This window comes from Halobacterium sp. KA-6 (assembly GCF_021029015.1).
In the GTDB taxonomy this organism is placed as follows: Archaea; Halobacteriota; Halobacteria; order Halobacteriales; family Halobacteriaceae; genus Halobacterium.
On the sequence record NZ_JAJJZH010000014.1, the window covers coordinates 1 to 25,222 of the forward strand.

21 protein-coding genes and 4 pseudogenes are annotated in these 25,222 nt (G+C 59.4%); 7 read left to right on the forward strand and 18 right to left on the reverse strand.

Features of this window, described 5'->3' with window-relative positions; all coding sequences use genetic code 11:
- Nucleotides 1-431: NAD(P)/FAD-dependent oxidoreductase (locus tag LPA46_RS17325; RefSeq protein WP_230893601.1), on the forward strand; the 431-nt coding region annotated here is incomplete at its 5' end.
- Between the two features lie 841 nt (nt 432-1,272).
- Here LPA46_RS17325 and LPA46_RS17330 read toward each other — a convergent pair.
- The 6 genes from LPA46_RS17330 to glyA form a co-directional block, all read right to left on the reverse strand.
- Nucleotides 1,273-2,052, reverse strand: a complete 780-nt coding sequence (locus LPA46_RS17330; protein WP_230893634.1) for a sulfite exporter TauE/SafE family protein — start codon at nt 2,050-2,052, stop codon at nt 1,273-1,275.
- A 291-nt stretch (nt 2,053-2,343) separates the two neighbouring features.
- Entirely contained in the window at nt 2,344-3,627 is a 1,284-nt protein-coding gene (locus LPA46_RS17335; protein WP_230893602.1) for an amidohydrolase, read from the reverse strand.
- A 42-nt stretch (nt 3,628-3,669) separates the two neighbouring features.
- Nucleotides 3,670-4,428 (reverse strand): hypothetical protein, encoded by a 759-nt coding sequence (locus LPA46_RS17340; RefSeq protein ID WP_230893603.1) that lies wholly within the window; start codon nt 4,426-4,428, stop codon nt 3,670-3,672.
- A 1-nt stretch (nt 4,429) separates the two neighbouring features.
- Nucleotides 4,430-5,140, reverse strand: coding sequence for a DUF5058 family protein (locus LPA46_RS17345; RefSeq protein WP_230893604.1), 711 nt, complete (start codon nt 5,138-5,140; stop codon nt 4,430-4,432).
- 366 nt (nt 5,141-5,506) lie between these two features.
- Nucleotides 5,507-6,433, reverse strand: a complete 927-nt coding sequence (gene lipA, locus LPA46_RS17350) for a lipoyl synthase (RefSeq protein ID WP_230893605.1) — start codon at nt 6,431-6,433, stop codon at nt 5,507-5,509.
- Between the two features lie 23 nt (nt 6,434-6,456).
- On the reverse strand, nt 6,457-7,707 hold the full coding sequence (gene glyA / locus LPA46_RS17355; protein ID WP_230893606.1) for a serine hydroxymethyltransferase: 1,251 nt from the start codon (nt 7,705-7,707) through the stop codon (nt 6,457-6,459).
- Between the two features lie 108 nt (nt 7,708-7,815).
- Here glyA and LPA46_RS17360 point away from each other — a divergent pair, with 108 nt between their 5' ends.
- Nucleotides 7,816-8,193 (forward strand): Rid family detoxifying hydrolase, encoded by a 378-nt coding sequence (locus LPA46_RS17360; protein ID WP_230893607.1) that lies wholly within the window; start codon nt 7,816-7,818, stop codon nt 8,191-8,193.
- 161 nt (nt 8,194-8,354) lie between these two features.
- Here the strand turns inward: LPA46_RS17360 and lpdA are convergent, their stop codons facing one another.
- The 6 genes from lpdA to ilvA form a co-directional block, all read right to left on the reverse strand.
- Nucleotides 8,355-9,773, reverse strand: coding sequence for a dihydrolipoyl dehydrogenase (gene lpdA / locus LPA46_RS17365; RefSeq protein WP_230893608.1), 1,419 nt, complete (start codon nt 9,771-9,773; stop codon nt 8,355-8,357).
- Nucleotides 9,774-9,918: 145 nt separating this feature from the next.
- Entirely contained in the window at nt 9,919-11,343 is a 1,425-nt protein-coding gene (gcvPB, locus tag LPA46_RS17370) for an aminomethyl-transferring glycine dehydrogenase subunit GcvPB (RefSeq protein WP_230893609.1), read from the reverse strand.
- Complete coding sequence (gene gcvPA, locus LPA46_RS17375; RefSeq protein WP_230893610.1) at nt 11,343-12,704, reverse strand: aminomethyl-transferring glycine dehydrogenase subunit GcvPA; 1,362 nt, start codon at nt 12,702-12,704, stop codon at nt 11,343-11,345. Before gcvPA ends, gcvPB begins: the two co-directional genes overlap by 1 nt.
- An 18-nt stretch (nt 12,705-12,722) precedes the next feature.
- On the reverse strand, nt 12,723-13,106 hold the full coding sequence (gene gcvH, locus LPA46_RS17380) for a glycine cleavage system protein GcvH (protein WP_230893611.1): 384 nt from the start codon (nt 13,104-13,106) through the stop codon (nt 12,723-12,725).
- 27 nt (nt 13,107-13,133) lie between these two features.
- Nucleotides 13,134-14,225: a glycine cleavage system aminomethyltransferase GcvT gene (gene gcvT / locus LPA46_RS17385; RefSeq protein ID WP_230893612.1), complete on the reverse strand. Its 1,092-nt coding sequence runs from the start codon at nt 14,223-14,225 to the stop codon at nt 13,134-13,136.
- A gap of 112 nt (nt 14,226-14,337) precedes the next feature.
- The gene (ilvA, locus tag LPA46_RS17390) at nt 14,338-15,558 is read right to left on the reverse strand and encodes a threonine ammonia-lyase (protein ID WP_230893613.1); all 1,221 of its coding nucleotides are present in this window, start codon (nt 15,556-15,558) and stop codon (nt 14,338-14,340) included.
- A gap of 375 nt (nt 15,559-15,933) precedes the next feature.
- Between ilvA and LPA46_RS17395 the strand changes: the two genes are divergently transcribed.
- Nucleotides 15,934-16,689 (forward strand): IclR family transcriptional regulator, encoded by a 756-nt coding sequence (locus LPA46_RS17395; protein WP_230893614.1) that lies wholly within the window; start codon nt 15,934-15,936, stop codon nt 16,687-16,689.
- Between the two features lie 756 nt (nt 16,690-17,445).
- Nucleotides 17,446-18,321: a fumarylacetoacetate hydrolase family protein gene (locus LPA46_RS17400; protein WP_230893615.1), complete on the forward strand. Its 876-nt coding sequence runs from the start codon at nt 17,446-17,448 to the stop codon at nt 18,319-18,321.
- Between the two features lie 146 nt (nt 18,322-18,467).
- Here the strand turns inward: LPA46_RS17400 and LPA46_RS17405 are convergent.
- The 5 genes and pseudogenes from LPA46_RS17405 to LPA46_RS17425 form a co-directional block, all read right to left on the reverse strand.
- Nucleotides 18,468-18,725 (reverse strand): annotated as a pseudogene (locus tag LPA46_RS17405) (zinc ribbon domain-containing protein); the annotation flags it as partial.
- 30 nt (nt 18,726-18,755) lie between these two features.
- Nucleotides 18,756-18,977: pseudogene (locus LPA46_RS17410) on the reverse strand (YjiH family protein); the annotation flags it as partial.
- A gap of 52 nt (nt 18,978-19,029) precedes the next feature.
- Nucleotides 19,030-19,311: pseudogene (locus LPA46_RS17415) on the reverse strand (zinc ribbon domain-containing protein); the annotation flags it as partial.
- A 92-nt stretch (nt 19,312-19,403) separates the two neighbouring features.
- Nucleotides 19,404-19,781, reverse strand: coding sequence for a Rieske (2Fe-2S) protein (locus LPA46_RS17420; protein WP_230893618.1), 378 nt, complete (start codon nt 19,779-19,781; stop codon nt 19,404-19,406).
- Nucleotides 19,782-19,783: 2 nt separating this feature from the next.
- Nucleotides 19,784-20,914, reverse strand: coding sequence for an amidohydrolase family protein (locus LPA46_RS17425; RefSeq protein WP_230893619.1), 1,131 nt, complete (start codon nt 20,912-20,914; stop codon nt 19,784-19,786).
- Nucleotides 20,915-21,076: 162 nt separating this feature from the next.
- Between LPA46_RS17425 and LPA46_RS17430 the strand changes: the two genes are divergently transcribed.
- The 3 genes and pseudogenes from LPA46_RS17430 to LPA46_RS17440 all read left to right on the forward strand — a co-directional run bounded on the left by LPA46_RS17430 (nt 21,077) and on the right by LPA46_RS17440 (nt 23,651).
- Nucleotides 21,077-21,835 carry a maleate cis-trans isomerase family protein gene (locus tag LPA46_RS17430; protein WP_230893620.1) on the forward strand — a complete coding sequence of 253 codons (759 nt, stop codon included), beginning with the start codon at nt 21,077-21,079 and terminating at the stop codon, nt 21,833-21,835.
- 291 nt (nt 21,836-22,126) lie between these two features.
- On the forward strand, nt 22,127-22,894 hold the full coding sequence (locus LPA46_RS17435; RefSeq protein WP_230893621.1) for an IclR family transcriptional regulator: 768 nt from the start codon (nt 22,127-22,129) through the stop codon (nt 22,892-22,894).
- 76 nt (nt 22,895-22,970) lie between these two features.
- Nucleotides 22,971-23,651: pseudogene (locus LPA46_RS17440) on the forward strand (IS6 family transposase).
- Between the two features lie 486 nt (nt 23,652-24,137).
- On the opposite strand, the gene LPA46_RS17445 reads toward LPA46_RS17440, so the two are convergent.
- Entirely contained in the window at nt 24,138-25,184 is a 1,047-nt protein-coding gene (locus LPA46_RS17445) for a PAS domain-containing sensor histidine kinase (protein WP_230893622.1), read from the reverse strand.
- Nucleotides 25,185-25,222 lie beyond the last annotated feature (38 nt).

The following is a 25,222-nucleotide window of genomic DNA, read 5'->3' on the forward strand; positions in this document are numbered from 1 at the left end:
AGGACGTCCAGTTCCGCTGGAACACAGAACTCGAAGCCATCCACGGCTCCCAAGCGGACGGCGTTACCGGCGCCACGCTCGTCTCCCATCCCAGAGAGAAAGGCGAGTCCGGTGTCGACGTCGAGCGGGAGACGGTCGACGTCGGCGGTGTGTTCTATGCCGTTGGTCACACGCCGAACACGCAGTTCCTCGACGGTACCGGCGTCGAACGGGACGAGGACGGCTACATCTTCACGGAGACCGACGACGCTGGGCGGCCCAGAGCCCAGACGGCCGTCGATGGGGTGTTCGCTGCTGGCGACGTTGCTGACCCCCGCTACCGACAGGCAATCACGTCTGCAGGCACCGGGAGCATGGCTGCCCTCGACGCCGAGGAGTTCCTCGAGACACTTCAAGACGCAGACGAATCGACGGTAACCGCAATCGCGTAACCACCTGAGCAATCCGTCAGGAACCCACGACTGAAGTCGTGGGCTTGTTAGTGGACTCCCGGTCGAATCACCACTTGTGGTCGGTGAAAACTCACCGTTTGCGTTCAGCGTCCCTGACTTCAGCGCCACCTGACAGTTGGCGCGTCCAGCCCCAGACTTGAGCCAGTGCTGGAGCAGCCGCCACCCAATATTCCGCGCGGCATTATATGCGGAACAGGTGCAATACCACGGCGTTCAGGCCGTGGATACGCGCTGTCACTTAGTGACACTTTCCACCGACAAATTGCAGAGCCGAGTTTCCAGTCCATACGTCGAAGTGCCAAGAACCCCTACATTGCGGTAAGGTCAGGTCGGAACGGAGCGGATTCCGAACGACCGTCGGAGGCGGCCAGCCCGCCACCCAATAAGACAGTATCCGAAACACCGATGCGGTGAACGCGAATCCTCGAAGGACTCGTCTTGTGCCCGTCGGTCGAACAAGATTCAAGATACCTCCGAGTCCGGCGACGTGTCGGCGACTCCCTGCTGGCAAAAACAACAGCTGGGAGTCACCGACGCCGAGGATAGGAGTACCAGCCGCTTGGCACGGCTACCCAGCCACCGACCACGACGACTGGGTTAGACGTGGACTTCCGTGAAGTGGCGGCATCCACGGTTGCAAACCTAAAACTCCCACCGCTCGGGATTCCTCCGCCTTCAGCCGGAAGAGGATGTCAAAGGTGATGTTACTACTGAGACTCTCGAGGAAATCGACAGCAAACCGCATTAGCCTCGGTTCAGAGACAGTCGAAGCGTGGTTGTAGTCTTCCCTTCTTCTATTCGGTATTCCCAGCTTGAGCGGTCAAATTGAGAGTTGCTGGATGATGACGAAGCCTCCGAGTCCGATGAATGTGAGGCCGATAACTCTCGAAAGCCGTCTCCGGGATACTAGGTTCGCGTACCGAGCTGCGAGAAATGCGCCGACGATTCCGCCGAGACCACTGACCCCCAGCGTTACGAACGGGACGGATGATTCGACGATGAAGTGGCTCATCCCACCAGATAGTGCTGTAAATATCATGATCAGAACGGACGTTCCAACGGCAGTATGGACCTCGTACTCAAGAACGAACGTGAGGATGATGAGAATCATGACGCCGCCACCTGCACCGAAGATGCCGGTCATCGTCCCAATAAAGGCCCCAGCAATCACCGAAGCTACGGTTTTGTGCTGCTGAACGACCGAAAGGTTAGCGTTCTGTCTGAATGCCGCGAGTCGTTGATCGAGGGACTTTCGCGTGAACGAAATACCCATGAGTAGAATTACAAGGCCGGACAATCCGCCCAGTGCTGCCGGATTTACGTCACCGGAGAGCCAGCTACCGACGACCGCTGCGAGAACTGCCGTAATAGCGATACCAAGGCCGCTTCGCAGTCGAATATTACCGTTCCGCCAGTACGTCGCTGCGGAGACAGACGACGCGAACACGTCCGTCGCGAGACTGATTCCGATTGCCGTATACGGGTCGTACCCGAGGACGGTGACGAGCACGGGTGTTACGATTACTACTGCGGACGCTCCAATCAAGCCGGTGACGATACCTGCCCCGATACCAGCCAGCAGAACGACGAATATCTCCATAGCCACGGTTACAGTATGATTACAGGGTTATCGCGAAAATGCTTCTGAATTAGTCTTCCACCGAGACTTCCCCCATCAGCTTAGACTCTCATTAGGTAGTCTACTGGGGTCCTAGTGGAGATTGGCTCATAGTAGGGTCCTCTGAACAGTCATGAACGGAATGCTATCAAATGCACCTTCCGAGTGATAAATTATCAATCCTTTTCGTTCTCAAATCGTTTCAGCAATACCGCAGCAGGCACAGCCAACGACTGGTTCAAATCGTTCACCTTCGCATAGAATCACCTTATTTTATGATAGGAGGTCGAGGGTGGCGTTCGAGAGCAAGGTAACTCCGATCGGCAGGCAGTCTTCGTCGATATCGAACGTCGGAGTGTGATGTCCAGTGGGATTACTCCCCCCAATACCGATGTACGTGGCTTTCCCGCCGTTCTCCTTGACGGCACGCATCAGGAAGGTCGCGTCCTCGCTGGCCCCTAGTCGATCACGCCGGCGCACTGACGACACCCCGTCGACGTCCTTCGCCGTTTCAGCGACGAGATCGACCAGTGCTTCGTCGCTGTCCTCGCGGAGCGATTCCCCGATGAGTGAGATGTCAGCCTCACAGTCGTGGGCGGCCGCTGCTGCATCGACGTGTCGATGAACCGAATCCCGCATGTACTCCATCAACTCGTCGGACTCCCCACGCACTTCAACTGTCGCAGTCGCTTCACTGGCAACGACGTTGGCGGCGTTGTCGGACCTGAGTTCGCCGACGTTCACTCGCGTGGCGCCCTCCCGATGACGGGGAATGCCATAGATGTTGCTCGTCGCATCCACGAGAGCATGGACTGCATTCCGGCCCTGGTTGGGTGCCAATCCAGCGTGCGCGGATTCGCCCGTAAAAGTGACGTCGAAGCGTGCGAACGCGAGCGCTTCGTCGAGGCCCCCGACCACGGTTCCGGTCGGATGGTCAAGCCCGACGTGTGCACCAATCAGGTAGTCGACATCGTCGATGTGCGGTCCGCTGGCCATCGCTTTGCCGCCCCCAAGGAGTTCCTCGGATGGCTGGAAGAAGACCTTGAAGGTTCCACTGAAGTCGCTCTCAATAACGGCCTGGAGGGTCCCCAGCCCGAGTGTAACGTGTGCATCATGGCCACAGGCGTGCATGTATCCCTCGTTCCCCGAACGGAATCCTTCGGTGGCCGGCTTATGGCCCTTGTCGGACGATTCGGGAATCGGGAGCGCGTCGATGTCGACGCGAAGCCCGACAGTTGGGCCGTCACCGCGTTCGACGACTGCGACAGCCCCAGTGTGTCCGCCCGCAATCTGTTCGAGGATGTCGGTTCGGTCCGTCCGAGCCGCCGCTCGCTCGTACCACGCGGATAGTTCCTGTTCGTCCGGAACTCCCAATCGTTTGTCGGAGTCGAGCGCCTCGTCACCGACGTGAATTTGGTCGACACCCAGACGCTCGAGTTCTTCGACGATTCTGACCGTGGTCCAGTACTCGCGCCATCCGGGTTCCGGGAATGCGTGGAATTCACGTCGGAGCCCAACCAGCTCTTGCTTTGTCGGTAGGTGGGTTTGTGTTGGCATTTATGTGTTGTTGTGTTCTCGTTCGTGGTTCTAATAGATTCGTTATTCGCCGCCCTCATTTGGCGGTGATAGCATATCATGGTGCCACATCCAGCGAGCGATGAGCGTCGTACCGAACACGGAGACGATGATCACCGCGTACAGGGGATAGCTCGGGAGGAAGGCTAGATAGCCGAGTTCCAGTAGCCCGGTCATGACCAGGGCGATCGTGAACCCGATGGCTGCGACCGACGGGTAGTCCCGCCCGAACTGGGCGAAGATGGCACCAAAGACTGCCGGGACGAGGTACGATTCGAGCGCGTTTCGCCACAATTCGGGGAGTGCCTGGAACACGGACACGAGCGCAACCGCTCCGATACCCAGCATCACTGTGTTGACGAAGATGGAAGCAGCTATCGCCACGGTCGAGATGATACTCGCTTGCGGTGTCCCTGTCTCGACGTCTGCCGCCTCCTGTGCTGCTGCGGCACAGGGTAAGCGCAGGTTTGAGATGTTCCCCGATAGGAACGCCATGTACGTCCCGGGGATACCTAGTACGGGGTAGTACGACAGCGGCTCGATGAACCAGGCCCAGCCGAACGTGACCGCAACCGAGGCGAACGCTCCGACGATTGCCGCAGTCGGCGGCAAAATCTCGAAGATGCCCAGCAACGCTACTGCTGGCCCCAGTGAGAGTACAACCGCGAGCAGGTTCGTTCTCCGCCCCCACTTGTTGACGTATGGAACGAAGCTGTCCTGGTACACGTCACGATTGTCTGCCGCCTTAGACTCGCTGACCTGTTTTCCCTGAGGTTTAGCCATTTTACCACCAACTCCCCACAGTTACTTGGACTGCCACACCAGCTAGCAGTCCGACGAACATCGCCGCACCGAGTGACCACTCTCTGACCCACTGGATGTCTCGACTGTCGGCGACGTGCAACAGCGCGAGCATGGCGAGACCACCGACGGCGGCGGCACCAGTCTCCGGCGTTCCGGCCGCAACTTCCCCGCTCAGGAAGTACGCGAACGCTCCGAGCATCGCTGCGGCACTGATAACCGGGATGAGTTTCTCGTTGCCGTTGCTAATTTTCGACCTGACGGTCTCCATGTGTCGGGTGCCGAACGCCGAGACGAGCAACCAACCCGTCCCACCGAGTGTCATCGCCCAGACTGCCGCTGCATACGCCGTCTCTGAGATACCCTCGTCCCCCAGGCTGTATCCGAACTGGCTGAGGCCTAATTCGGCAGCCGGGAGCTCAAACGCGATCGAGCCAATCACCGTGAGACGCATCCAGGCTACGGGGCCACCGACGGTCGCAATCAACGCCAGCATTCCGGCTAACACCGCGATTGACGGACCGATAGCCGAGATTATGCCGGTCTTGAATCCCGTTTTCAGCTTCTCCTCCGTCAACCCCATCTCTTTCCCGTCCCTCCACGCGCGACGGAGGAAGATCGCGGCTTGTAACAGGACAATCATCACTACCGGCACCGTCGACAGCCATAGCCATCGACTGTTGGCGATGTCCATATACGCTGGTGCTATCGCCACCAAGTCGTGCCATACCATAGCATCCACCTAATGCATGAAATAACATATATAATTATCGGTGACGATAGACGGCCGCGGCGACAGTCCAACGTCGTTATCTCCTGGATACTGTCCGCTACCCGGTGAAGACCCGCTTCAGCAGTAACGGGAGGAGCCGCGAGGGCGCTTCTGGTGTCAAGTACCGGCAAGCCGGTCCGTGGCGGGGGGCTACCTAACAACTCACCACAAACGACGGAAACAGGCCGATGCACCGATGTTGAAACTTGGAGCCCATAAGAGCCATAATTTCAAGCTTCCATCCCGTGACACCAGGTAACTGCTCTTTCGTTCGGTCCCCCTGCGTGGTCATGACTCGGTCCGTGCGCGCTCGCGTGCCTGCTCGACAGCTTGGCCGTCGAGTACGGCGTCGACAAACAGTTCGCCGGCTTTGTAGGAGGACCGAACCATCGGGCCGGAGGCGCAGTAGAGGAAGTCGAGTTCCTCCTCGGCGACGCGGCGCCATGTCTCGAATTTCTGGGGGTGGACGTACTCCGTGACGTCCAGATGCGAGCGCGACGGCTGGAGGTACTGGCCGAGCGTCACTACGTCCACGCCGACCTCGCGGAGGTCGCCCAGCGCCTGGTAGACCTCGTGGTCGTACTCGCCGACGCCCAGCATCAGGCTCGTCTTCGTGTAGATGTCGGACTCGCGGTTCACCTGGTCGAGCACCGCGAGGGACTGCTCGTAGCCCGCGCGGCGGTCACGCACCGGGAACTGGCGGCGTTCGACGGTCTCGACGTTGTGCGCGATGACGTCCGGCCCCGCATCGATAATCTCCCGGACAAGGCCAGGATCTCCTTGGAAATCGGGAATCAAGGACTCGACGCGAATCGAGGGGTCGCGGTCCTTGATCTCCCGGATTGTCTGCGCGAAGTGGCTCGCGCCTTGGTCGTCGAGGTCGTCGCGGTCCACGGACGTGAGGACGACGTAATCTAGTCCGATGTCGGCGACGGCGTCTGCGACGTTGGCGGGCTCGTCGGGGTCCAGTGACTCCATCCCGCCGGTCTCGACGTCGCAGAAGTTGCAGCCCCGCGAGCACCGGTCGCCCATCAGCATGAACGTCGCGGTGCCCGGGCCGTTGCGGCCGCTCCAGCACTCGCCCATATTCGGGCAGTTTGCTTCCTCACAGACCGTATGCAGATTCCGCTCCCGGAGTGACTGCTTGATGTCCGTGAACCGCTCGCCGGACGGCGGCCGCATCTTCAGCCAGTCCGGTTTACGTGCTTGACTCATGGTGTTCGAAGGTTCGCTGCCGGTCACTCATAAATCGGGTACTCGGCACAGAGCTCGTCTACATCCGCCGAGACGTCCTCCGCCAGCTCGTCGTCGTCCGGATTGTCCAGGAGGTCGACGATGTGGTGGCCGACCGTCTCCATCTCCGACTCGGTAAATCCCCGCGTGGTCAGCGCAGGCGTCCCGACGCGGATACCGCTAGTGACGAACGGCGACCGTGATTCGCCCGGAACTGTGTTCTTGTTGACCGTGATGCCGACGCTCTCGAGTCGTTCCTCGGCGTCCTTCCCGGTGATGTCAGGGTGAGATTCGCGCAGGTCGACGAGGAGGAGGTGCTTGTCGGTGCCATCGCTGACGAGCGACATTCCTCGATCGGTGAACACCTCGCCGAGGGCCTTCGCGTTTGCGACGACCTGTTTGGCGTACTCGTCGAACTCGTCGGTGAGTGCCTCCCCGAATCCAGCGGCCTTTCCGGCGATGTTATGCATTAATGGACCACCCTGCGCACCGGGGAAAATCGCCTTGTCGATCGCCTCGGCGTGCTCCTCCGTCGTGAGGATCATCCCCCCGCGTCCAGCGCGAATCGTCTTGTGCGTGCTCGCCGTCACGAAGTCAGCGTCGCCAACCGGATTTGTGTGGACACCACCAGCGATGAGCCCCGTGACGTGAGCGATGTCCGCCATGTGGTACGCGTCGACAGCGTCTGCGACTTCGCCGATGCGCTCGTAGTCGAACTCCCGGGGGTACGCCGACGACCCGCTGACGATGAGATCGGGGTCGAATTCCTCGGCGTGCGCAGCGAGGTCGTCGTAGTTGATGTACCCGGTCTCCGGGTCGACGCCGTATTGTTCGACTTCGTAGTACTGGCCGGAGAAGTTGACGTGATGTCCGTGGGAGAGGTGTCCGCCGTGCGTGAGGTCGAGTGAGAGGATTTTGTCGCCGGGGTCCAGCATCGCGAAGTAGACCGCCATGTTGGCCTGCGTTCCGCTGTGTGGCTGGACGTTCGCGTGCTCGGCGCCGAAGAGTTCCTTCGCCCGGTCGATTGCCAGTTGCTCGACGGTATCGACGTGTTCGCAGCCGCCGTAGTACCGTGCTCCTGGGTAGCCCTCGGCATATTTGTTGGTCAGTACCGAGCCCTGCGCTTCGAGGACGGCTTCCGAGACGTGGTTCTCCGACGCGATCATCTCCAGGTTCTGTTCCTGGCGTTGCTCTTCTCCGTCAATCGCAGCGTGAACCTCCGGGTCCGTTGCCGATAGGTTACCCTCCGGTAACATATGTGGCTGTTTCCTCTGTTGGCGTAAAAATCCTTGGGAAAGCGAGCCACACCGGGGAGCAGTCTGGCTGCACCACATTTTAAGTCGGCGTGGTGGCGTGATTGTGGTATGGTGCGAACCATAGAGACAGCCGAAGCGCCAGCAGCCGTCGGCGCGTACAGTCAGGCGACCGCTACCGACGACCTCGTCTTCACCGCCGGACAGCTCCCCGCGACACCCGACGGGGAACTACTCGACGACGCGACAATCGCCGAACAGACCGAACGAGCGCTCGACAACGTGGAGGCGGTGCTCGCTGAAGCCGGACTGACGATGGGCGACGTCCTCAAAGTCAACGTCTTCCTCGACGATATCGACGACTTCGAGGAGATGAACACGGTGTACAGTGGCTACTTCGATGCGGAACCGCCGGCCCGTAGCGCCGTCGGCGTCGACGAACTTCCGAAAGGCGTCGGCCTCGAGATCGAAGCCATCGCCAGCCGGTAACGGCACCACCCCCGCGGAACAACACGCTCCATTCTGCCGTTCCGGGACGAGACCACGTAACTACGAGGCGTGGTAGTGCCCTGGCCCACCGGAGGGCCGTGTCGCTGTATCGCGGCCTCGGCACGCACTATGTCGTCGCTGCAGTGGCTGGATGACGACAGTTATCGGTCGAACGTGTGAATTGGGTGGCCGAGTGCGGATTCAGCCGCTTCCATAATCGCTTCGGAGAGTGTGGGATGCGCGTGGACGGTCGACGCGACGTCCGAGAGCGTGAGTTCCTGTTCGACCGCCAGGCCGATTTCGGCGGTCAACTCGGATGCCTCCGGTCCGACGATCTGCCCGCCGAGAATCGTTCCGGACGTGGCATCCGCGACAAGTTTCACCGAACCCGCTCGTTCGTCGGCGGCCAGCGCACGGCCGCTCGCGCGGAACGGGAACTCACCTGTCGTCGGTTCGTATCCCCGTTCGCGTGCCTCGGTTTCGGTCAGCCCAACAGCCCCGATCTCGGGGTCGGTGAACACGACGCTCGGAACTGCACCAACCGGATTGGGTTCCGCGCCTGCAATCGTCTCGGCCGCGACGACACCCGCGGCGGTGCCTTCGTGCGCGAGCATTGGTTCGCCCGCCACGTCACCGACGGCGAAGACATGGTCGACGTTCGTCCGCCCGAATTCGTCCGTCTCGACGAACCCGTTCTCGTCGCACTCGACACCGAGCGTGTCGAGGCCGGCCGTATCGGTGACCGGCTCACGACCGACTGCTACTAGTACCTTGTCGGCTGTGAACGATTCGACCGCGTCCTCGTCCGTTCCGTCTTCGGCTGGCTCAGTCGTGATTCGTATCTGTCCGTCGTCGACCTGCTCCCAGTTAGCTGCGACGCGACCGAACCGGAACGACAGCCCGACCTCCTCCGCTCGCTTCGCCACCGGCCGGGTCAAAGCGTCCGTATACCGCGGCAGCGGCGCGTCCAGCATCTCGACGACGGTTACGTCCGTCCCGAGCTTGGCAAACATCGTCGACAGCTCCATCCCGATGTAACCAGCGCCGACAACCACCAGTTCGTCGGGAAGTGTATCGAGGTCCAGTGCCGCCTTCGCGTCCAGCACCGGGTCGTCGTCGAAAGAGAACCCGGGGAGTTCGATCGGGCTGCTGCCAGTGGCGACGACCGCGTGGTCGAACGCGACCGTTTCCGCGTCACCGTTCCCGCCCGTTCTGATTTCCGCGCGGTGGTCACCGACCAACCGGGCCGTCCCCTCGCGGAGCGTCACGCCGTTGGCCTTGCAGAGCTTCTCAACTCCCTTCGTGAGTCGGCGTACGACACGGTCCTTCCAGCCCACAAGACCCTCGAAGTCTACCTCGACGTCCGCCTCGATGCCGCGGTCCTCTCCGTTCCGAACCGCGTGAACGTCGTCGGCCGCGTCGATGAGCGCCTTCGAAGGAATGCAGCCGTGATTCAGACACGTCCCGCCGACGCCGCTCCGGTCGACGAGCGTGACCGTCTTGTCGAGCTGTCCCGCGCGGATAGCCGCGACGTAGCCCGCGGGACCACCACCGATGACGAGTACATCTGTCTCTAGCATGGATGTGCTACCCTCCCGAAACACTCTCGGCCGCCGCGTGTTAATTCTTCCCCGTCACGCCGTCGCTAACCAGAATAGCCGCGGTGCTACTGGAGGGCTGCCTCGAGCACTGGCACGACCGCTGCCGGTCGCCCTGTCTGCCGCGTCACTCGAAGTCGTGCCAGGACAACCGCGGATTCCGGGCCGCACTCGTCTGGTCGATGCGGCCGGCCGCCGTCGACGAAGGCGCGTTCGACAGTGACTGCTCGTCCTCGGCGGCCACCGCGTTGAACGCGCCCGCAAGCTGGTCGAGGGTATCCTTGCTCTCCAGCTCCGTCGGTTCCGTCATGAGGGCTTCGGAGACGATCTCCGGCCACTTCGTCGTCGGCGGATGGACGCCGTAGTCGAGCATGCGCTTCGCGAAGTCGGCGGCGTCCTGGCCGCCCGCGCTCGCGACGAACTCGTGGTGGAACGGACCGAACGGGACGTCTAGGTCAACCTGTTCGGCGAGGTAGTTCGCGTTCAGCACCGCCTTTGCGCTCGTGTCTGCTAGCCCATCGTCGCCGAGCCGTTCAATGTAGGCGTAGGCTTTCAACAAGACGAGCCAGTTCCCCATCGCGCCGTGGACCTTACCAACGGAGTGTTCCGGCTCATACAGCTCGTACTCGTCGCCGTCGTCCCGCACCTGCGGTGCGGGGAGGAAATCGGCTAACTCCCCGGTGACGCCGATCGGTCCCGCACCGGGGCCGCCGCCGCCGTGGGGCGTCGCGAACGTCTTATGCAGGTTGAAGTGCATGATGTCGAAGCCCATGTCGCCAGGCCGAGCCTGCCCGAGCAGCGCGTTGAGGTTCGCGCCGTCGTAGTACAGCAGACCGCCGGCATCGTGGACTATGTCCGCGATTTCCTCGATGTCGCGCTCGAAGAGCCCGAGCGTGTTCGGGTTCGTGAGCATCAGCGCCGCCGTGTCCTCACTGACGGCTGCCTCCAGAGTGTCGATATCAACCCGTCCATCGTCGCCGGGCGGGAGTTCGACCACGTCGTAGCCTGCCATTACCGCGCTCGCGAAGTTCGTTCCGTGAGCGCTCGCGGGCACAATCACTTCACTACGGTCTCCCTCGTCGTTGTGCTCGTGGTACGCCCGGGCGATGAGGATGCCCGTGAACTCGCCGGCAGCGCCCGCGGGCGGCTGGAGCGTGACGGCGTCCATGCCACCGATGCGCCCGAGGTAGTCCTGCAGCTTCGCGTACACCGCGAGCGTGCCCTGCGTGCTCTCAGCTGACCGGTCCGGATGCACAGCCGCGTCGGGAAGTGCGGCGATGTCCTCTGTGAACTTGGGGTTGTACTTCATCGTACACGACCCCAGCGGGAACGGTCCGCTTTCGACGCCGTAGTTCATCTGTGAGAGCCGTGTGTAATGGCGCGCGATTTCGGGCTCCGAGGGCTCCGGAAGTGTCAGAGAGTCTCGCGTCACGTCGTCGGGCAGCGACGACCGCTCCCGGACGTCGACTGTCCGTTCGTTCTTCTCCGCGAGCAGGGGCTCATATCGGGGACCATCCGTCTCGCTCCAGACGGCCTGTTCGTAGCGCTGCATCAGGCGATCACCCCCTCGACGGCGTCCACGAACTCGCGACACTCGGAGCGATTCGTGTCGGTGACACAAACCTGGATGCGGTGCTGGTCAACGGCGTGTACCGCAAACCCGTCGGCTTCGAGGTCGGCGGCAACCTGCTCGGCGTCCCCGGGAACTTCCACCAGGAACTCGCGGAAATGGTGGCGGTCGTGAACGGGGGCAGTAACTCCCTCGATTCCATCGAGGTCGGCGGCCAGTTCACGCGGGAGCCCGACGCACTCCTCGGCCAGATCGACCAGTCCGGTCGTGCCGAGCCAGGCGACGTGAATCGCGGTCCGCAACGCGACCCACGCCTGATTCGTGCAGATGTTCGACGTCGCGCGTTCCTTCCGGATGTGTTGTTCCCGGGTCTGTAGTGTTAGTGTGTACGCGCGCCTGTCGTCGGCGTCCTCACTGGCGCCGACGAGTCTTCCCGGCACCTGTCGCAGATAGTCCTCGCGAGTCGCGAACAGTCCGAGACCCAAGCCGTAGGCCGGCGATAGTCCCAGGACACTCGCATCTCCGACGACGACGTCTGCGCCGACCGCGGCCGGCTCTTTGAGCATCGCGAGCGCGACCGGGTCCGAGCCCAGACAGAACAACGCGTCGTGCTCGTCGGCAACATCGCCGACTGCCGCGAGGTCGTCCTGAATAGTGCCGACAGCCGTGGGATTCTCGGCGTACACCATCACCGTCTCCTCCGTGACGTGGTCGGCGAGGGCGTCCTGATCCGTAACGCCGTCCTCGGTCGGGTACGTGGCAACCGTCATGTCGTTGCCGGTGAGGTAGTTCTCGAGGACCGACAGCCGCTCCTCGCGAACCAGATCCGAGACCAGCACCTCCGAACCGCTCGTCTCCCGGACACGGTCGGCAAGCAGCGCCGCTTCACCCAGCGCCGTCGCTGCGTCGTACATCGAACAGTTTGCCACTTCGAGGCCCGTGAGCTCGACGAGCATCGACTGGTACTCGAAGAGCGCTTGCAGGAACCCCTGCGCAACCTCGGGCTGGTACTGCGTGTACGACGTCAGGAACTCCGAGCGTGACGAAAGGTCGTCGACGACGGAAGGAACGTAGTGATTGTACCGGCCCCGGCCGAGAAACTCGGTGAGTTGTTCGTTCTGCGCAAGCGTGTCCGAGACGTCACGAACCACCGCCTGCTCCGACGACGCCTCGATTCCGAACGAGCCGTCGAACCGAACCGACGACGGAACGTCGAACAGGTCATCGACAGATTCAGCGCCGATGGCGTCAAGCATCGCGTTGACATCGGCTGCCGTGTGCGGTGCGTACGGACTGCCTCTGGACTGCCGCTCGCTTCCTGTGTTCTGAATTTGCTGTGACATTATTGGTCCTCCGGGCAGCTACTCGATTTGTTCGCGATACTCGGCGGCCGACAGGAGCGAATCCGTGTCGAAGTCCGCATCGAGTTCCAGTTCGACGAGCCAGCCGTCGTCGTACGGGTCGTCGTTGACGAGTTCGGGCTCGTCCCCGACCGCCTCGTTGCCGGCCACGACAACCCCCGCAACTGGAGTGTAGACGTCGGACACGGCCTTGATGCTCTCGATGACTGCTAGTTCGTCGCCTTCGTCGAGTTCGGTGTCGGCCGCTGGCAGTTCTACGAAGACGATGTCGCCGAGTTCGTCCTGTGCGAAGTCGGTAATGCCGATTCTCGCTGTGTCGCCGTCCGGGTCAATCCACTCGTGCGATTCGGTGTAGTACAGTCCGTCGGGTACGTCAAATGCCATTAGTTGGTGTTGTGAGTCGCTTGTCGTTCAATCGCGGTGCTCCTGAAGGAACCGGTGGCTGACGACCGTCGCTGCCGCCGATCGGTCGCGTACCTCGACGGCCAGCGAGGTCTCCTCGTCGGCGTACGCGGCGTCCACGTAACCGAGGGCAATCGGGACTTCGAGCGTCGGGCTCATCGTCCCGCTGGTCACATGCCCGACCTGTTCGCCATCGTGCAGAATCGGATATCCGTGACGAGGGACGGCGCGCTCGTCCAGTTCCAGGCCGATGAGTACCTCGTCCGGATCGGCGACATCCTGAAGCGCTGCCTGACCGACGAAGAATGACTTCGAATCGTCGACCACGAACCCCAGCCGCGCCTCGTAGGGTGTCCGTGGTTCGTCCTCGACGTGGAAATCCTGCCCGGAGAGTAACAACCCGGCCTCCAGCCGGAGCGTGTCACGCGCTCCGAGCCCACAGGCCTGCATGTCGTCGAACGCGTCCCAGACGGCTTCGGAGTCATCGGCGTCGAAAATCAGCTCGAAGCCATCCTCGCCGGTGTAACCGGTTCGGGCGGCGAGACAGTCGGCGCCGTTGATCGTCGTGTCGCGTGCGCTGAACCGAGACACGTCTTCGAGAGGGTCAGCTGCGGCCTTCTGGACGGCTTCGACCGCATCCGGACCCTGAACGGCGAACATCCCGAGTTCTCCGGTTCGGTTCGTGACGGTCGCCTCGAGGTCGTGTGTCGCCGCGTGGTCGGTCCAGCGGTCAGCCATCGCCTCGTCGTTCCCGGCGTTTGGAACGAAGAGGTACTCCTCGCCGTCGGGCTGGAAGTAGACGACGGTGTCGTCGATGATCGTTCCGTCCTCGGAGAGGATACAGGCGTACTGGGCGTCGCCCGGGTCGAGCTCGGTTACGTCGTTGGTCGTGAGTCGGTTCGTTAGTTCAGTGGCGTCCGGCCCGCCAACCGTGACTTCACCCATATGGCTAACATCGAAGATGCCGGCCGAGTCGCGGACTGCCGCGTGCTCGGTTTGAATCGAGTCGAACGAGACTGGCATGTCCCAGCCGCCGAAGTCGGTGAAGTCGGCACCGGACTGCAAATGCGTCTCGTGGAGAGGTGGCTTTCTGGTCGACACGCTTTGAATGCTCGTCTGGAGCAGTATATAGCTTGTCGTGGGGATAATCCCGGCTGCGTCACACTAGGTAGCGACGCGAAATCTGTGGTTCGTCCGTGAGGCACGTCGCACGTCAGTTGAGGCGGGTGACTTCGTAGCCCACATCTTCGATAGCTTGGATGATGCGGCGGGTGTGTCGGTCGCCGCTGGTCTCGATCCGGATGTCGAGGTACGCTTCCCCGACTTTCAGTTCGTCGACGGCGCGCTCGTGGTTGACTGACCGGATGTTGGCGTTCTCGTCGGCGATGATGCTCGCAATATTACCCATCTTGCCGGGTTCGTCGATAATCCGAACCCGGAGCTGGACGAGCTGCTGCCGGTAGGTGAGTTCGTGTGTGAGCGTCCGCTGGAGCATCGTCGCGCTGAGGTTCCCCCCGCTTAGCACTGGTACTACCGTCTCATCGGTGACGTCGACGTAGTCGTTCAGGAGTGCCGCGACAGTCGCGGCGCCCGCTCCTTCGACCATCTGTTTGGTGCGTTCAAGGAGGTAGCGGATGCTATGTGCGATCTCCGTGTCCGAAACAGTCACTACCTCGTCGACATGCTTGTCAATAAGATCGTACGTGAGTTCCGAGATGCCGCCCGTAGCGATTCCGTCCGCAATCGTCTGGACCGAGTCGATCGTCTGGGGGGCACCTTTCTGGAGGCTCTGTGGGACAGTTGCCGCGTCTTCGGCCTGAACACCGACGACGCGCACGGATGGCCCTTGTTTTGCGATAGCTTTCGAGACACCACCGATGAGGCCGCCACCGCCGATGGGTACGACGACCGTGTCGACATCTGGAACCTGATCAAGAATCTCTAGGCCGAGCGTTCCCTGGCCGGCGATGATGTCTGGGTCGTCGTACGCGTGGACGAAGATAGCGTTCTCGTCGACCAGCGATTCGGCGTGACTCATCGCTGCCTGGAAATTTTGGCCGTGGAGTTCGACGTCGGCACCGTAGCCGCGTGTCGCATCGATTTTCGACTGTGGCGCGTTCGTCGGCATGACGATGGTGGCGTCGAGCCCGGTCTTCGCAGCGGCGAGCGCGACGCCCTGGGCGTGGTTGCCGGCGCTGGCGGCAACCGCCCGGTCAACGGTCGGTCCGTCGCCATCTTCGATTCGAGCGAGCTTGTTGTAGGCCCCTCTGGTCTTGAACGAGCCCGTTCGTTGGAGGTGCTCCATCTTGAGGAACACCTCGGCGTCGGTGTCGTCGTCTAGCGTTCGACTCGTCTCGATTGGCGTCTCTCTCGCGACCGATTCGTCGTCAATACGGTCCTTTGCTCGTTGAATGGCTTCGGATTCGATGGACATAGTTCTCCTGAGCGGGTACCTTCCGAGCTGGTCCATTCGGTGTGGCGTTCCGGAAGTACCGATGTCCGTACTATTCGCTCGCTGCGATTTATAGATACTGGTGGCCCGGACAGCACCCTCGGGAGCGCTGCACGCACCAGAGTTCGAAATGTGGGGAAGAGTTCGCTGTTTGGCCACGGACGGTGGCCTTTTCTGGTTCTCAGATCGGGTAGTAGACGGCCTATCCGGATAGAAAGTTTTCATTCGCATAGTAATGCCGGATATTTTCACTTATATAGTGGATATTCAGTCTGAGTAAATCGGTATTTGTTTTCCCCAGAGTGGAGTTACGTCCAGCGGACCCAGATTTAAGGGTCTTGCTGGGTAGACGTACGTATGGAACGCGTAAACGACGGCGAGTGGCGGAAGACCACGGCGACGTCGCTGCGCATCGTCGACGCCATCGAGGAGCTCGGCGGTGCGACGCTCTCGGAGATCGCCGACCACATGGGTCTCTCCTCGAGCACGCTGTACACGCATCTCAACACCCTGGAGGGGTTCGGGTACATCACGAAAGCCGGCGACGAGTACCACCTTGGTCTCAAGCTTTTCCATCTTGGGGAAATCGCCCGGTACCGCGACGAGCGGTACCGGCTGGCGAAAGAGAAGGCGTTCGAACTCGCCGACGTGACGAACGAGGAGGTCAACTTCGCCGTCGAGGAGAACGGTCGCAGCATCATCCTCTTCGACGAGACCAACAACCCCGCGAGCGAGGGGTACCAGGTCGGCCGCTACTTCTACATGCATAACTCGGCCAGCGGCAAGGCCATGCTCGCCGAATTCGACGAGGACCGGCGCGAAGCGATTTTGGATCGGTGGGGACTACCACAAGAGACGGAGAACACCATCGTCGACAGAGACGAACTCCGCGCCGAACTCGCACGAACACGAGAGCGCGGATATGCTGTCAACGACCAGGAGGCTTTAGAAGGACTCCGTTCAGTAGCCGTACCGGTTAACGACTCAGACGGTCGCGTCTTCGGATCACTAGACGTCTCGGGCCCACCGTATCGACTTCCCCCGGACGAGGAACTCGCCGACTTACTTCAGAACGCCGTCGATGAACTCGAGACTTCGATAGCCATGAAGTAGAACCTAATGTGACAGCTGCGTGGACGCACCTGTAAAACCTTTTTTTTGATCTGGGATTCAGTTTACGTACGACGGGTTTGCCGGTGAGGCGAGTAGAGTATTGCGGCACACGCGTTCTAACTAACAGCAATCCAGAAGACGCGTAAAGCGGTTCCCGCAATCACCGTGCTACATCTACAGTGCCCATCCATTCATCCAGAAGCACGATAAGGAGGAAAGGATTACAACAATATGGATGTAATTCCTGGGCAACACACTCAGCTTCAGAAATATCGAACTCGGTTGGACGCTCCACCGGCGGCTCTTCGGCACATCGATCCCAGAATCTCCGGATAAGGAACGTCACTGGCGGATCCACTTGAATCACCTGTAAAATAAGGTCCCGAACTATCCCCTCCCGCCATTCTGGTGCTGGCCGCCTCAGTACCCCAAAAATCCTCTTCGAGCGCCGTTCCAATTTTCTTCGGCTATGTGAAAACCAGAACTTTGACCCCAACAACGTCCTGCCGGCCTTTCTGACCATTTATGCCCGAGCCAAGAACGACTCGCCATCCACAGCAGTTTCTATGACATCGAACCGGTCGTAGTATCGTACAAATCGGCTCACGACGATAGTTAGTTGGGAGTCTGTATCGTTATCGTGCGGAGGTTCCGTCATCGGGTACTAGATTCCTCTTGACCTCGAGGGGCGGGGTATTCGCCTCGATGGCCGATGAAGTCCGATGATTTATGAGGGTGGTCGACCCATCAGGATACATGCGATTCGTTCGCTTCAACGAGGACCGACTGGGCTTGCTCACTGACGACGACGGCGTCGTCGACCTCACTGACCGTCTCGGCATCGACGCCGCCGACCCGCTCGTCGAGTACATCAACGGCGACTACGACGCCAGCGAGTACGCCGACGAAGACCCCGACTACGACCGCAGCGAGGTCGAACTCGGCTCCCCCGTCGAGCGCCCCGGGAAAGTCATCGCAGCGCCGCTGAACTACGAGAACCACATCGAGGAGGCGCTCGCGGACCGCGACATCACCACCGAGGAGTGGTTCAGCATCGAGGACAAAGGCTACTTCCTGAAAGCGCCCTCGAGTGTCGTCGGCCCGGATCACGGTGTCGAGTTGCCGTTCTCGGACCGGCGCGTCGACCACGAAATCGAACTGGCGTTCGTCATGGGTGACGACGTCAAGGACGTCGACGCGGAGGATGCCTGGGATCACATCTTCGGGTACACGATTCTGCTGGACATCTCCGTGCGCGGCGACCAGGACCGCTCGAACCGGAAGTCCTACGATACGTTCACGGTGATCGGGCCGGCGGTCGTCACGGCCGACGAGATCGATGACCCCCAGGACCTCCAGATGGAACTGGAGTTGAACGGCGAGCGCAAGCAGGACGAGAACACGGGGGACATGGTGTACACGTGCGCGGATATCGTCGAGTACGCCTCGCTGGGCGCGACCATCGAAGCGGGCGACGTTATCACCACCGGCACGCCGGAAGGCGTTAGCGAGCTCTCCGACGGCGACACCATCGACGCCGAAATCGAGGATGTCGGCCGAATGCTCGTCGACGTCACGGAGCGCGACATGCGCTTCGAGGACGTCCACGTCACGAAAGGCGGCCAGCAGTAGTCGTCTTGAAGGACGTCTTTGCCGAGCTGGTCAACACGCACGCTTAACCACAAACGCCTGTGTTTTCGCTGGATGCAAATGCGAACTCGCTCGCGGTATGATATCCTCCGCGCCGTGAACGGCGCGGTTTCCCGAGCGTTGGGAGATTATGGTTCGCGGGCCACCTGTTCTTGTGGGCGTACTCTGCCCGTGGATTTGTCGAACAGGCGCACCGCTGGCTGTGCCATCCAGCCGTTATCCCTATCTCCCCCATCACAGGCGAGATTCGGGAGTACCTTCTGTCGGATGTTCTCGGCTCCGTTCACGTCAGCATTAGCGACCAGCCCACACTCCTCACAGACATACAGCCCGCGCTCAACGCGCTGGCTGTCGTCTGCCCTCCCACAGAACGCACACGATTTTGACCTAGTCGGCCATCGCCTCTCCAGTTCAGATTAGGCCGAGACAGCCGCACCATGTGTTAGGGCTGCGGCAATCGGCACGAGCGACACTGTTCGCAGCACCAGCAGCACGAACAAGTCCCGGAACCGCATGGGGATGTCGTCGAACATGTCGACCATCATCGGAGCTGGGGCCGGGAAGAAAATAGCCTGCGCACCGGTGACGATTACGACGAATACCTGCGTAGTGAGGCTAGCTTCGACCACGAACGTGGCCTCGGTCAACCGCCTCGGGGTCAAGCCCGAGGCTTGTCAGTGGACTCCCGCTCTACCCGCGTAACGCGGAAGGTCGGAATTGACCGTTCGCGTTCAGCGTCCCTGACTTGAGGGGCAGTTGACTGGTGGCCCGTCCAGCACCAGACTTGAGCCAGTGCTGGACGAGACGCCACCCGATATTCCGAGCGGCGTTGTAGTCGCTGTGGAGTTCCTTTCCGCACTTCAGGCACTCGAACTCGTCACCATCACGATTATCCTCGTGGGTGAATCCGCACTCGCCGTGACTACACCGTTGCGACGTGTAGGCAGGAGCCACATCGTCCTGATAGACACTCAGAGACCGCTATGAGGGTGGGTATCGGTACTCAGGTGCCCCATGTAAATCAGACCGCGGAAACCGAGATGAGAGGGCGCGTGACAGACAGGTCAGATTCCGACGTACACGTCTCCGTCAGCTACTTCGACGTCGAAGGTACCGATGCGCTTCCCGGATGCCTCGTGTTCGCCGGTTTCGAGGTCCCACTCCCAGAGATGCCAGGGGCAGCTTACGGTGCAAGCGTCTTCGTTAACCCCGCCACGCGTGTCTGTCCACGTGTCGTCGGCGTTGATCTTCTGTTCCCCAGCCTTATCAAGTGGAGCGCACTGGTGAGCACACACGTTACTAATCGCGTAGAAATCACCGTTGACGTTGAACACGGCGACTTCAATCCCGTTCACGTCTACAGCGATCCCGTCGCCCTGTTCGATTTCATCCGTTTCGGCGACTTTGGTGAAGCGGTCGTCGGATGGTGATTTTGCACTCATTATTATGCGAGCTGGAGGATCTCTTCGGCGTTTTTGTGGAGGATTGACTCCCGGGTGTCATCATCGAAGGCGCGAGACGTGTAGAACCACGTCGGCGGGTCAAGCGTCTGGTGTGGCCAGTCGCTGGAATAGATGAACATGTCTTCTGCGAGGCTGAGATTCAACATATTCTCTGCATCGCCCGCATTCCGGGGGAGTGCGAACGGCTGTGTGCAGAGGTAGAAGTTGTCGCGGAGATACTCGCTTGGGGTCCTGTCGAGATATTGGTCACCGGAGTTGTGCTTTCGAGGTGTGATTTTGATGTCTTCCGGATGCATCTCGTAGAATTCGTCCATGCGATAGCGGACGAACGGCACCCACCAGTGCCCCGCTTCTTGGAGGACAACATTCAGCTCGGGGAAACGGTCGAAGACGCCACGCATGATCATGTTGACCACGTTGACCATGCCATGGATCGGCCAATCAAAGCCGAGCACCTCAGTCCAGGTCAGCATCTCGTCCCCGATGTAGGACTGCTGTGGCCAGTACGCGAGTGAGCCGTGAAGCAACAGCGGCAGGTCGTTTTCAACCAGAGCTTCGAAGACGGGGTCGAACTGCTCGCTCCCCCACGGGACTTTCGGGTCGAACCATGAGTATGCCGCAACGATATTATCCTCGTTGCCAACCCGTTCAATCTCCTCAACGGCGTATTCAGGGTCCCATTTCGGAATCATCATCGACGTCGCCACGCCTTCGTCAGCGAAGTGGTCCAGCATATAGTCGTTCGCCGCTTGCACGATGCCGTTTTTCAAGACAGGATGATGCTGGAGATTGAGGTTGTTAATCCCCGGATTTACGACGGGCTCGTCGATGGCGAATTTCTCGCAGGCTTCACGAACGTCATCGGCGTATTTGGCCCGGCCTTGCGTGAATAGTCCTTCAGTGCCTTCTTTGATTGCGAAAGCGGCGTCCCACTTGCCTTGGACTGGGGTGGCACCGAACTCGGTTGAGAGTTTATCTCGCACCACGCTGTCGTCGACGTACGACAGTAACTCCTCTTCCATCGGGTTGACGTGGAAGTCCAGGTCGATGATGTGGTCCTCGAACGCTTGTTCAGGGACCTCACGGTCTTGGTCTAACTGGTCGGTAGACATTCCCATGCATAACTGATTATGGGAGACGAGTGATATAGTTTACTGTTGTTTGGAATGGAGCCACGCTGATTCTGGTTTGGGGGGCGCAGAGCTGACTTTAGAATAGATACTTGCGGTCCTCCCAAGGCTTATCGTGGTAAGCGAAGAATCTCTGACTGCGCTATGACAGACAATTTCCGGGTTGGGATGATTGTCCCAAGCTCAAACGTCACGATGGAGACAGAGGTCCCTGCGATGTTAGACAATCGCCCTGAGATCTACGAGGAGAGCTTCACCTTCCATTCTAGTCGGATGCGGATGCAGAGTGTAACTGCGGAGGAGTTAGAACGGATGGACGAGCAGTCGGAGAAATGTGCGACACTGCTTTCGGACGCTCGTTGCGATGTAATCGCGTACGCCTGCTTGATCGGGATTATGGCGCAGGGGCCAGGATACCACGAAGAGAGCGAGGCCAAACTCCACCAGAAAACCGTCGAAAATGGTGGGGGTGCACCCGTCGTGACCAGTGCTGGTGCGCTCGTTCGGTCGCTTGAACGGTTGGAGGCTGAGAATGTGGTGCTGATCGCCCCGTATATGGAAGAACTCGTGGAGACGATGATTGAGTACTTCGAGGATACTGGTGTCGACGTCATCGATTATGAGGCACTCGAGTGTCCCGACAATCTCGAGGTAGCGCAGCTCGACCAACGGAATCTACTTTCGATTGCAGAGGACCTAAACACGGAGGATGCTGATGCTCTCGTTCTTTCATCCTGTGTTCAGATGCCGTCCCTGGCAGCGATTCAGGCTGCAGAAGATAAGTTTGGTCTGCCAGTATTCTCTGCTGCGACTGCAACGACGTACGAGATCCTGGACCATCTCAATCTTAGCACACAGGTCCCTGGTGCAGGCCGGGTGCTCGGTGGCAACAACCTGGACTGACATCCTCCCACGGCTAAAGCCGTGGGGTTCCCCCACTGTCGGTTTGGAGCGTGGTGTGGACCGAGTTGGTTGTTAACCCCCTAATTTTCTGGAGAGTTCGATATACCCGAAATAACCTGGTTGGGAGAGGGTGGAGGCGGAGGTAGACGTGAGAAAGAGCGGGGTGGTGTTTGGTTTTAGCGAAGCAGTATGAGCTAAGACAATACTATTGGCATTACAAATCTATTGGTGTGATACTATTCCGCGGCGAGTCGCAAAAGTTTATACTATAATTGTGAGATAGGGAGTAACATGGAAAACACAGACAAACAAAGCCGCCGGATCAAAACGGCGGAGCGGGTCTTCGAACTCGTCGAGCTGATCCAAGACTTAGATGGAGCCACATTTACCGAACTTTCTAACCATGTTGAGGTATCAGACAGCACGCTGTACAATTACCTCGAAACACTCTCCCACATCGAATATCTCTCGAAAGATGAGGGGGAATACGAGCTTTCTCTGCAGTTTCTAGACAGAGGTGTACACGCCCGAAATCGCTTTCCGATATTATCGAAGTCAAGGACGAATCTCAAGCAACTAGCCGAGGAAACGGACTCAGCAGTATGGCTTCTCGTCGAGGAACATGGGAAAGCAGTCTATCTAGCTCAGGAACTAGGGGAGCGCTCTATCGAGACGCATGAGCGCCTCGGGAAGCACGAATACATGCACTGTCTGGCATCCGGGAAAGCCATGCTTGCGTTTTCTCCAGACGACCACGTTCAATGGGTTGTAGACCAGCACGGTCTCCCGCAGAAGACTCCAGAATCGATTTCGACAATAGCGGAATTAGAGACGGAGCTTCAGTCGATTCGGGAACAAGGTTACGCGATTAACGAGCACGAAACCGCAGAAGGTGTTTCTGCGATCGCCGCGCCGATTGTCGTCGACGACGAGGTTCATGGCGCTATCGCAATCGCAGAACCGACAGCACGAATCAAGCAAAGCTCATATCGTCAAGAGCTCATCGACTTAGTCACAACGGCCTCAAACGAGATTGAACTCAGACTCGCATATGAGTGAAGGACATTCGCCATAAACAGAAGTTATCAAATTCTGCGGTTTGAGAAGTGAGCAGGTCGTTGAGTAAATTGATTAGATGCTCGCAGACCTGCTCAGCGAGCGCTATGAACCGGATTTAGAAGAGAATTGGGAGAATGAGCGGACGGCGAACGCCCTGATGAGCGTTCGCCGTCTGCCCCCATCAGACCGGTTGTTCGCTCCGAGAAACAACGACGATCTTAGCGGAATTAGGCGTACAACGTTCTCATGGAGTGGTTTGGAACTGGGTGAGTCGGCTGGCTGACAGCGGCTGCGACCCGCCTGAGGCGCGGCCGAAGCGAGCCGGCGTCGACGAGACTGCTGTCAAGGTTAGCGGTGAGTGGTCTTGACTGTATACTGCCATAGGCATCGGCACAAAGTTATTCCTCGGTGTCACGTTGTTCGGGCGATATGGCATTAGTCCAGCGGCTACGTTTCTGCAGAAATTCCAAGAGAAACATGATCTTTCAGGGGAGCTAAATTTCTCGTTGGCCAATTCGGGACTCGGACTGCCGTGGTTCGATTAGGATTGAGTAGTTGGGTCAACTATACTGACCGAAACCTCATCGAAAAGTGGTTTAACACTCTCAAAATTTGAATTGACTGATTCCATAATTCGTGGGTAAGAAGTCGGTCGAGCGTCCACAAGTTGTTTGAACAGTTTATGCATTACTACAACCGACACAGACCGCACCAAGCTCTCGATGGAAAAACACCGACCGAGGAGGTCCAGAACTAGACAGTGCCCTAACAAGTTACCTGTACGGTTTACTACCAGTACAATAGTGGTATCCGCAAGAACCACCGCCTCAAAGCGGCTATTCTACTCGCTCTTTTCGGGCGCGAGAGCGAGTAGCCCCATGGGACCGACGACGAACACGTGGCCGGCCGCGATAACAGGCAACGTCACGGAGACGCGCCGGGGTCAACTCGCTGAGCGTGGTGACGATCGCCGTTGGGAGGCTTGCTGGTGGGTGCGGGGGTTCGTCGGACATCGGCTGCTCGCGTGTTAACCAACACGCCCCATTATTCCATAGTTTTGTTGATTAAGACGATGGTGCACCCGCGCCTACTGACTGTAACATCACTCGAAACGGCTTGTTTCGGATCTGTTGGTTAACCGGATTCCGGGAAACACAGAGGACAAACGAATTGGAGAAACCGATTTTTCTTTGACTGAAGTCGTAGAAATGGTCAGCGCCCCGTTACAGCATTCCTGTAGCGGTCAGGTCCGGGACGCAGATGCAAGTTCAAGCGTGATATCGCTCCCGCCGTTGGTCCGCTCTTCGTAAGAGACATCGCCGTCGTAGGCCGTGACGATCCAGCGGACCAGCCAGAGACCGAGGCCACTCCCGTGGTCAAGCGGTGTGAGTTCGACCTCTTCGGTAAGAATGCCGCGCTCTTGATCAGGGAGGCCCGGCCCGTCGTCACTCACAGTCAGTGCAACTGTTTCGGCCGCGGTATCGGCAGTGATCCTCACTTCGGGCGTTTGAGCATCGGTGTAACGAATTGCGTTATCAACGAGTGCAGCGATTGCACGGTCGAGATGACCACCGGACAAGACAGACGGGACGTCGCCCAAGCCAACGGTTACGTCGGCATACTCGACTAATGGTACATCATCAAGCGCGTCCTGTACTGCCTCGTTGAGGTCGGTTGGTTCCAGTGTTGGGTTAGCGTCTAGCACCCGTTCGAGGTCTCTGGCTTCGTCACTCATCCGGTCAAGTGCGAGTGTGCTCCTCTTGATTTTCTGCGCAGAATCGGCAAGACCGGGGTCGGAAACGTTCTCGACGAGCCGTTCGGAGTGCTCGAGCAGCGTGTCGACTTCTTCCGAGAGGTTATATCGGAGTACGCGATTCAGGACAGCTAGCTCGCGCTCCTGGCGGATTTCATCGGTGAGATCGGTGTACAGCGCGAATCCTCGGTCACCGTCGTCGTAGGGAATACCACGGTAGAGGAGCGTTTTGAGCCCGTGCTCGGTACGACGATCGACGATGGCGTAGTTCGGTTTGCCTGCTGCGGTGCGCTGGTCGAAGCGGTCACTCTCTGTCATCCGTTTACTCGGGACAATCAGATCATTCAGCGATTCGCCTACGACATCCTCGCGATTTACGCCGAACATCTCGCAGAACGAGTCGTTGATCGTCGCGACGATTGGATCCTTGTTGTGCAGCTCGAACTCGACGATTGCATCCTGGACGTTCTCAAAGAGGAACTGGAACCGACTGGCGTCCCTATGAGTGTCAAGCGATGTCGAATCGTTACTTGCCATTAACTACGCCTTCCACCCCGCCCGTATTATTCTTTCCA

Bases quoted from the DNA above. Each gene is read 5' to 3' on its own strand.
- LPA46_RS17330 (WP_230893634.1), bottom strand. From the start codon at position 2,052: ATGGAGATATTCGTCGTTCTGCTGGCTGGTATCGGGGCAGGTATCGTC.
- LPA46_RS17335 (WP_230893602.1), bottom strand. From the start codon at position 3,627: ATGCCAACACAAACCCACCTACCGACAAAGCAAGAGCTGGTTGGGCTC.
- LPA46_RS17340 (WP_230893603.1), bottom strand. From the start codon at position 4,428: ATGGCTAAACCTCAGGGAAAACAGGTCAGCGAGTCTAAGGCGGCAGAC.
- LPA46_RS17345 (WP_230893604.1), bottom strand. From the start codon at position 5,140: ATGGACATCGCCAACAGTCGATGGCTATGGCTGTCGACGGTGCCGGTA.
- lipA (WP_230893605.1), bottom strand. From the start codon at position 6,433: ATGAGTCAAGCACGTAAACCGGACTGGCTGAAGATGCGGCCGCCGTCC.
- glyA (WP_230893606.1), bottom strand. From the start codon at position 7,707: ATGTTACCGGAGGGTAACCTATCGGCAACGGACCCGGAGGTTCACGCT.
- LPA46_RS17360 (WP_230893607.1), top strand. From the start codon at position 7,816: ATGGTGCGAACCATAGAGACAGCCGAAGCGCCAGCAGCCGTCGGCGCG.
- lpdA (WP_230893608.1), bottom strand. From the start codon at position 9,773: ATGCTAGAGACAGATGTACTCGTCATCGGTGGTGGTCCCGCGGGCTAC.
- gcvPB (WP_230893609.1), bottom strand. From the start codon at position 11,343: ATGCAGCGCTACGAACAGGCCGTCTGGAGCGAGACGGATGGTCCCCGA.
- gcvPA (WP_230893610.1), bottom strand. From the start codon at position 12,704: ATGTCACAGCAAATTCAGAACACAGGAAGCGAGCGGCAGTCCAGAGGC.
- gcvH (WP_230893611.1), bottom strand. From the start codon at position 13,106: ATGGCATTTGACGTACCCGACGGACTGTACTACACCGAATCGCACGAG.
- ilvA (WP_230893613.1), bottom strand. From the start codon at position 15,558: ATGTCCATCGAATCCGAAGCCATTCAACGAGCAAAGGACCGTATTGAC.
- LPA46_RS17395 (WP_230893614.1), top strand. From the start codon at position 15,934: ATGGAACGCGTAAACGACGGCGAGTGGCGGAAGACCACGGCGACGTCG.
- LPA46_RS17400 (WP_230893615.1), top strand. From the start codon at position 17,446: ATGCGATTCGTTCGCTTCAACGAGGACCGACTGGGCTTGCTCACTGAC.
- LPA46_RS17420 (WP_230893618.1), bottom strand. From the start codon at position 19,781: ATGAGTGCAAAATCACCATCCGACGACCGCTTCACCAAAGTCGCCGAA.
- LPA46_RS17425 (WP_230893619.1), bottom strand. From the start codon at position 20,914: ATGTCTACCGACCAGTTAGACCAAGACCGTGAGGTCCCTGAACAAGCG.
- LPA46_RS17430 (WP_230893620.1), top strand. From the start codon at position 21,077: ATGACAGACAATTTCCGGGTTGGGATGATTGTCCCAAGCTCAAACGTC.
- LPA46_RS17435 (WP_230893621.1), top strand. From the start codon at position 22,127: ATGGAAAACACAGACAAACAAAGCCGCCGGATCAAAACGGCGGAGCGG.
- LPA46_RS17445 (WP_230893622.1), bottom strand. From the start codon at position 25,184: ATGGCAAGTAACGATTCGACATCGCTTGACACTCATAGGGACGCCAGT.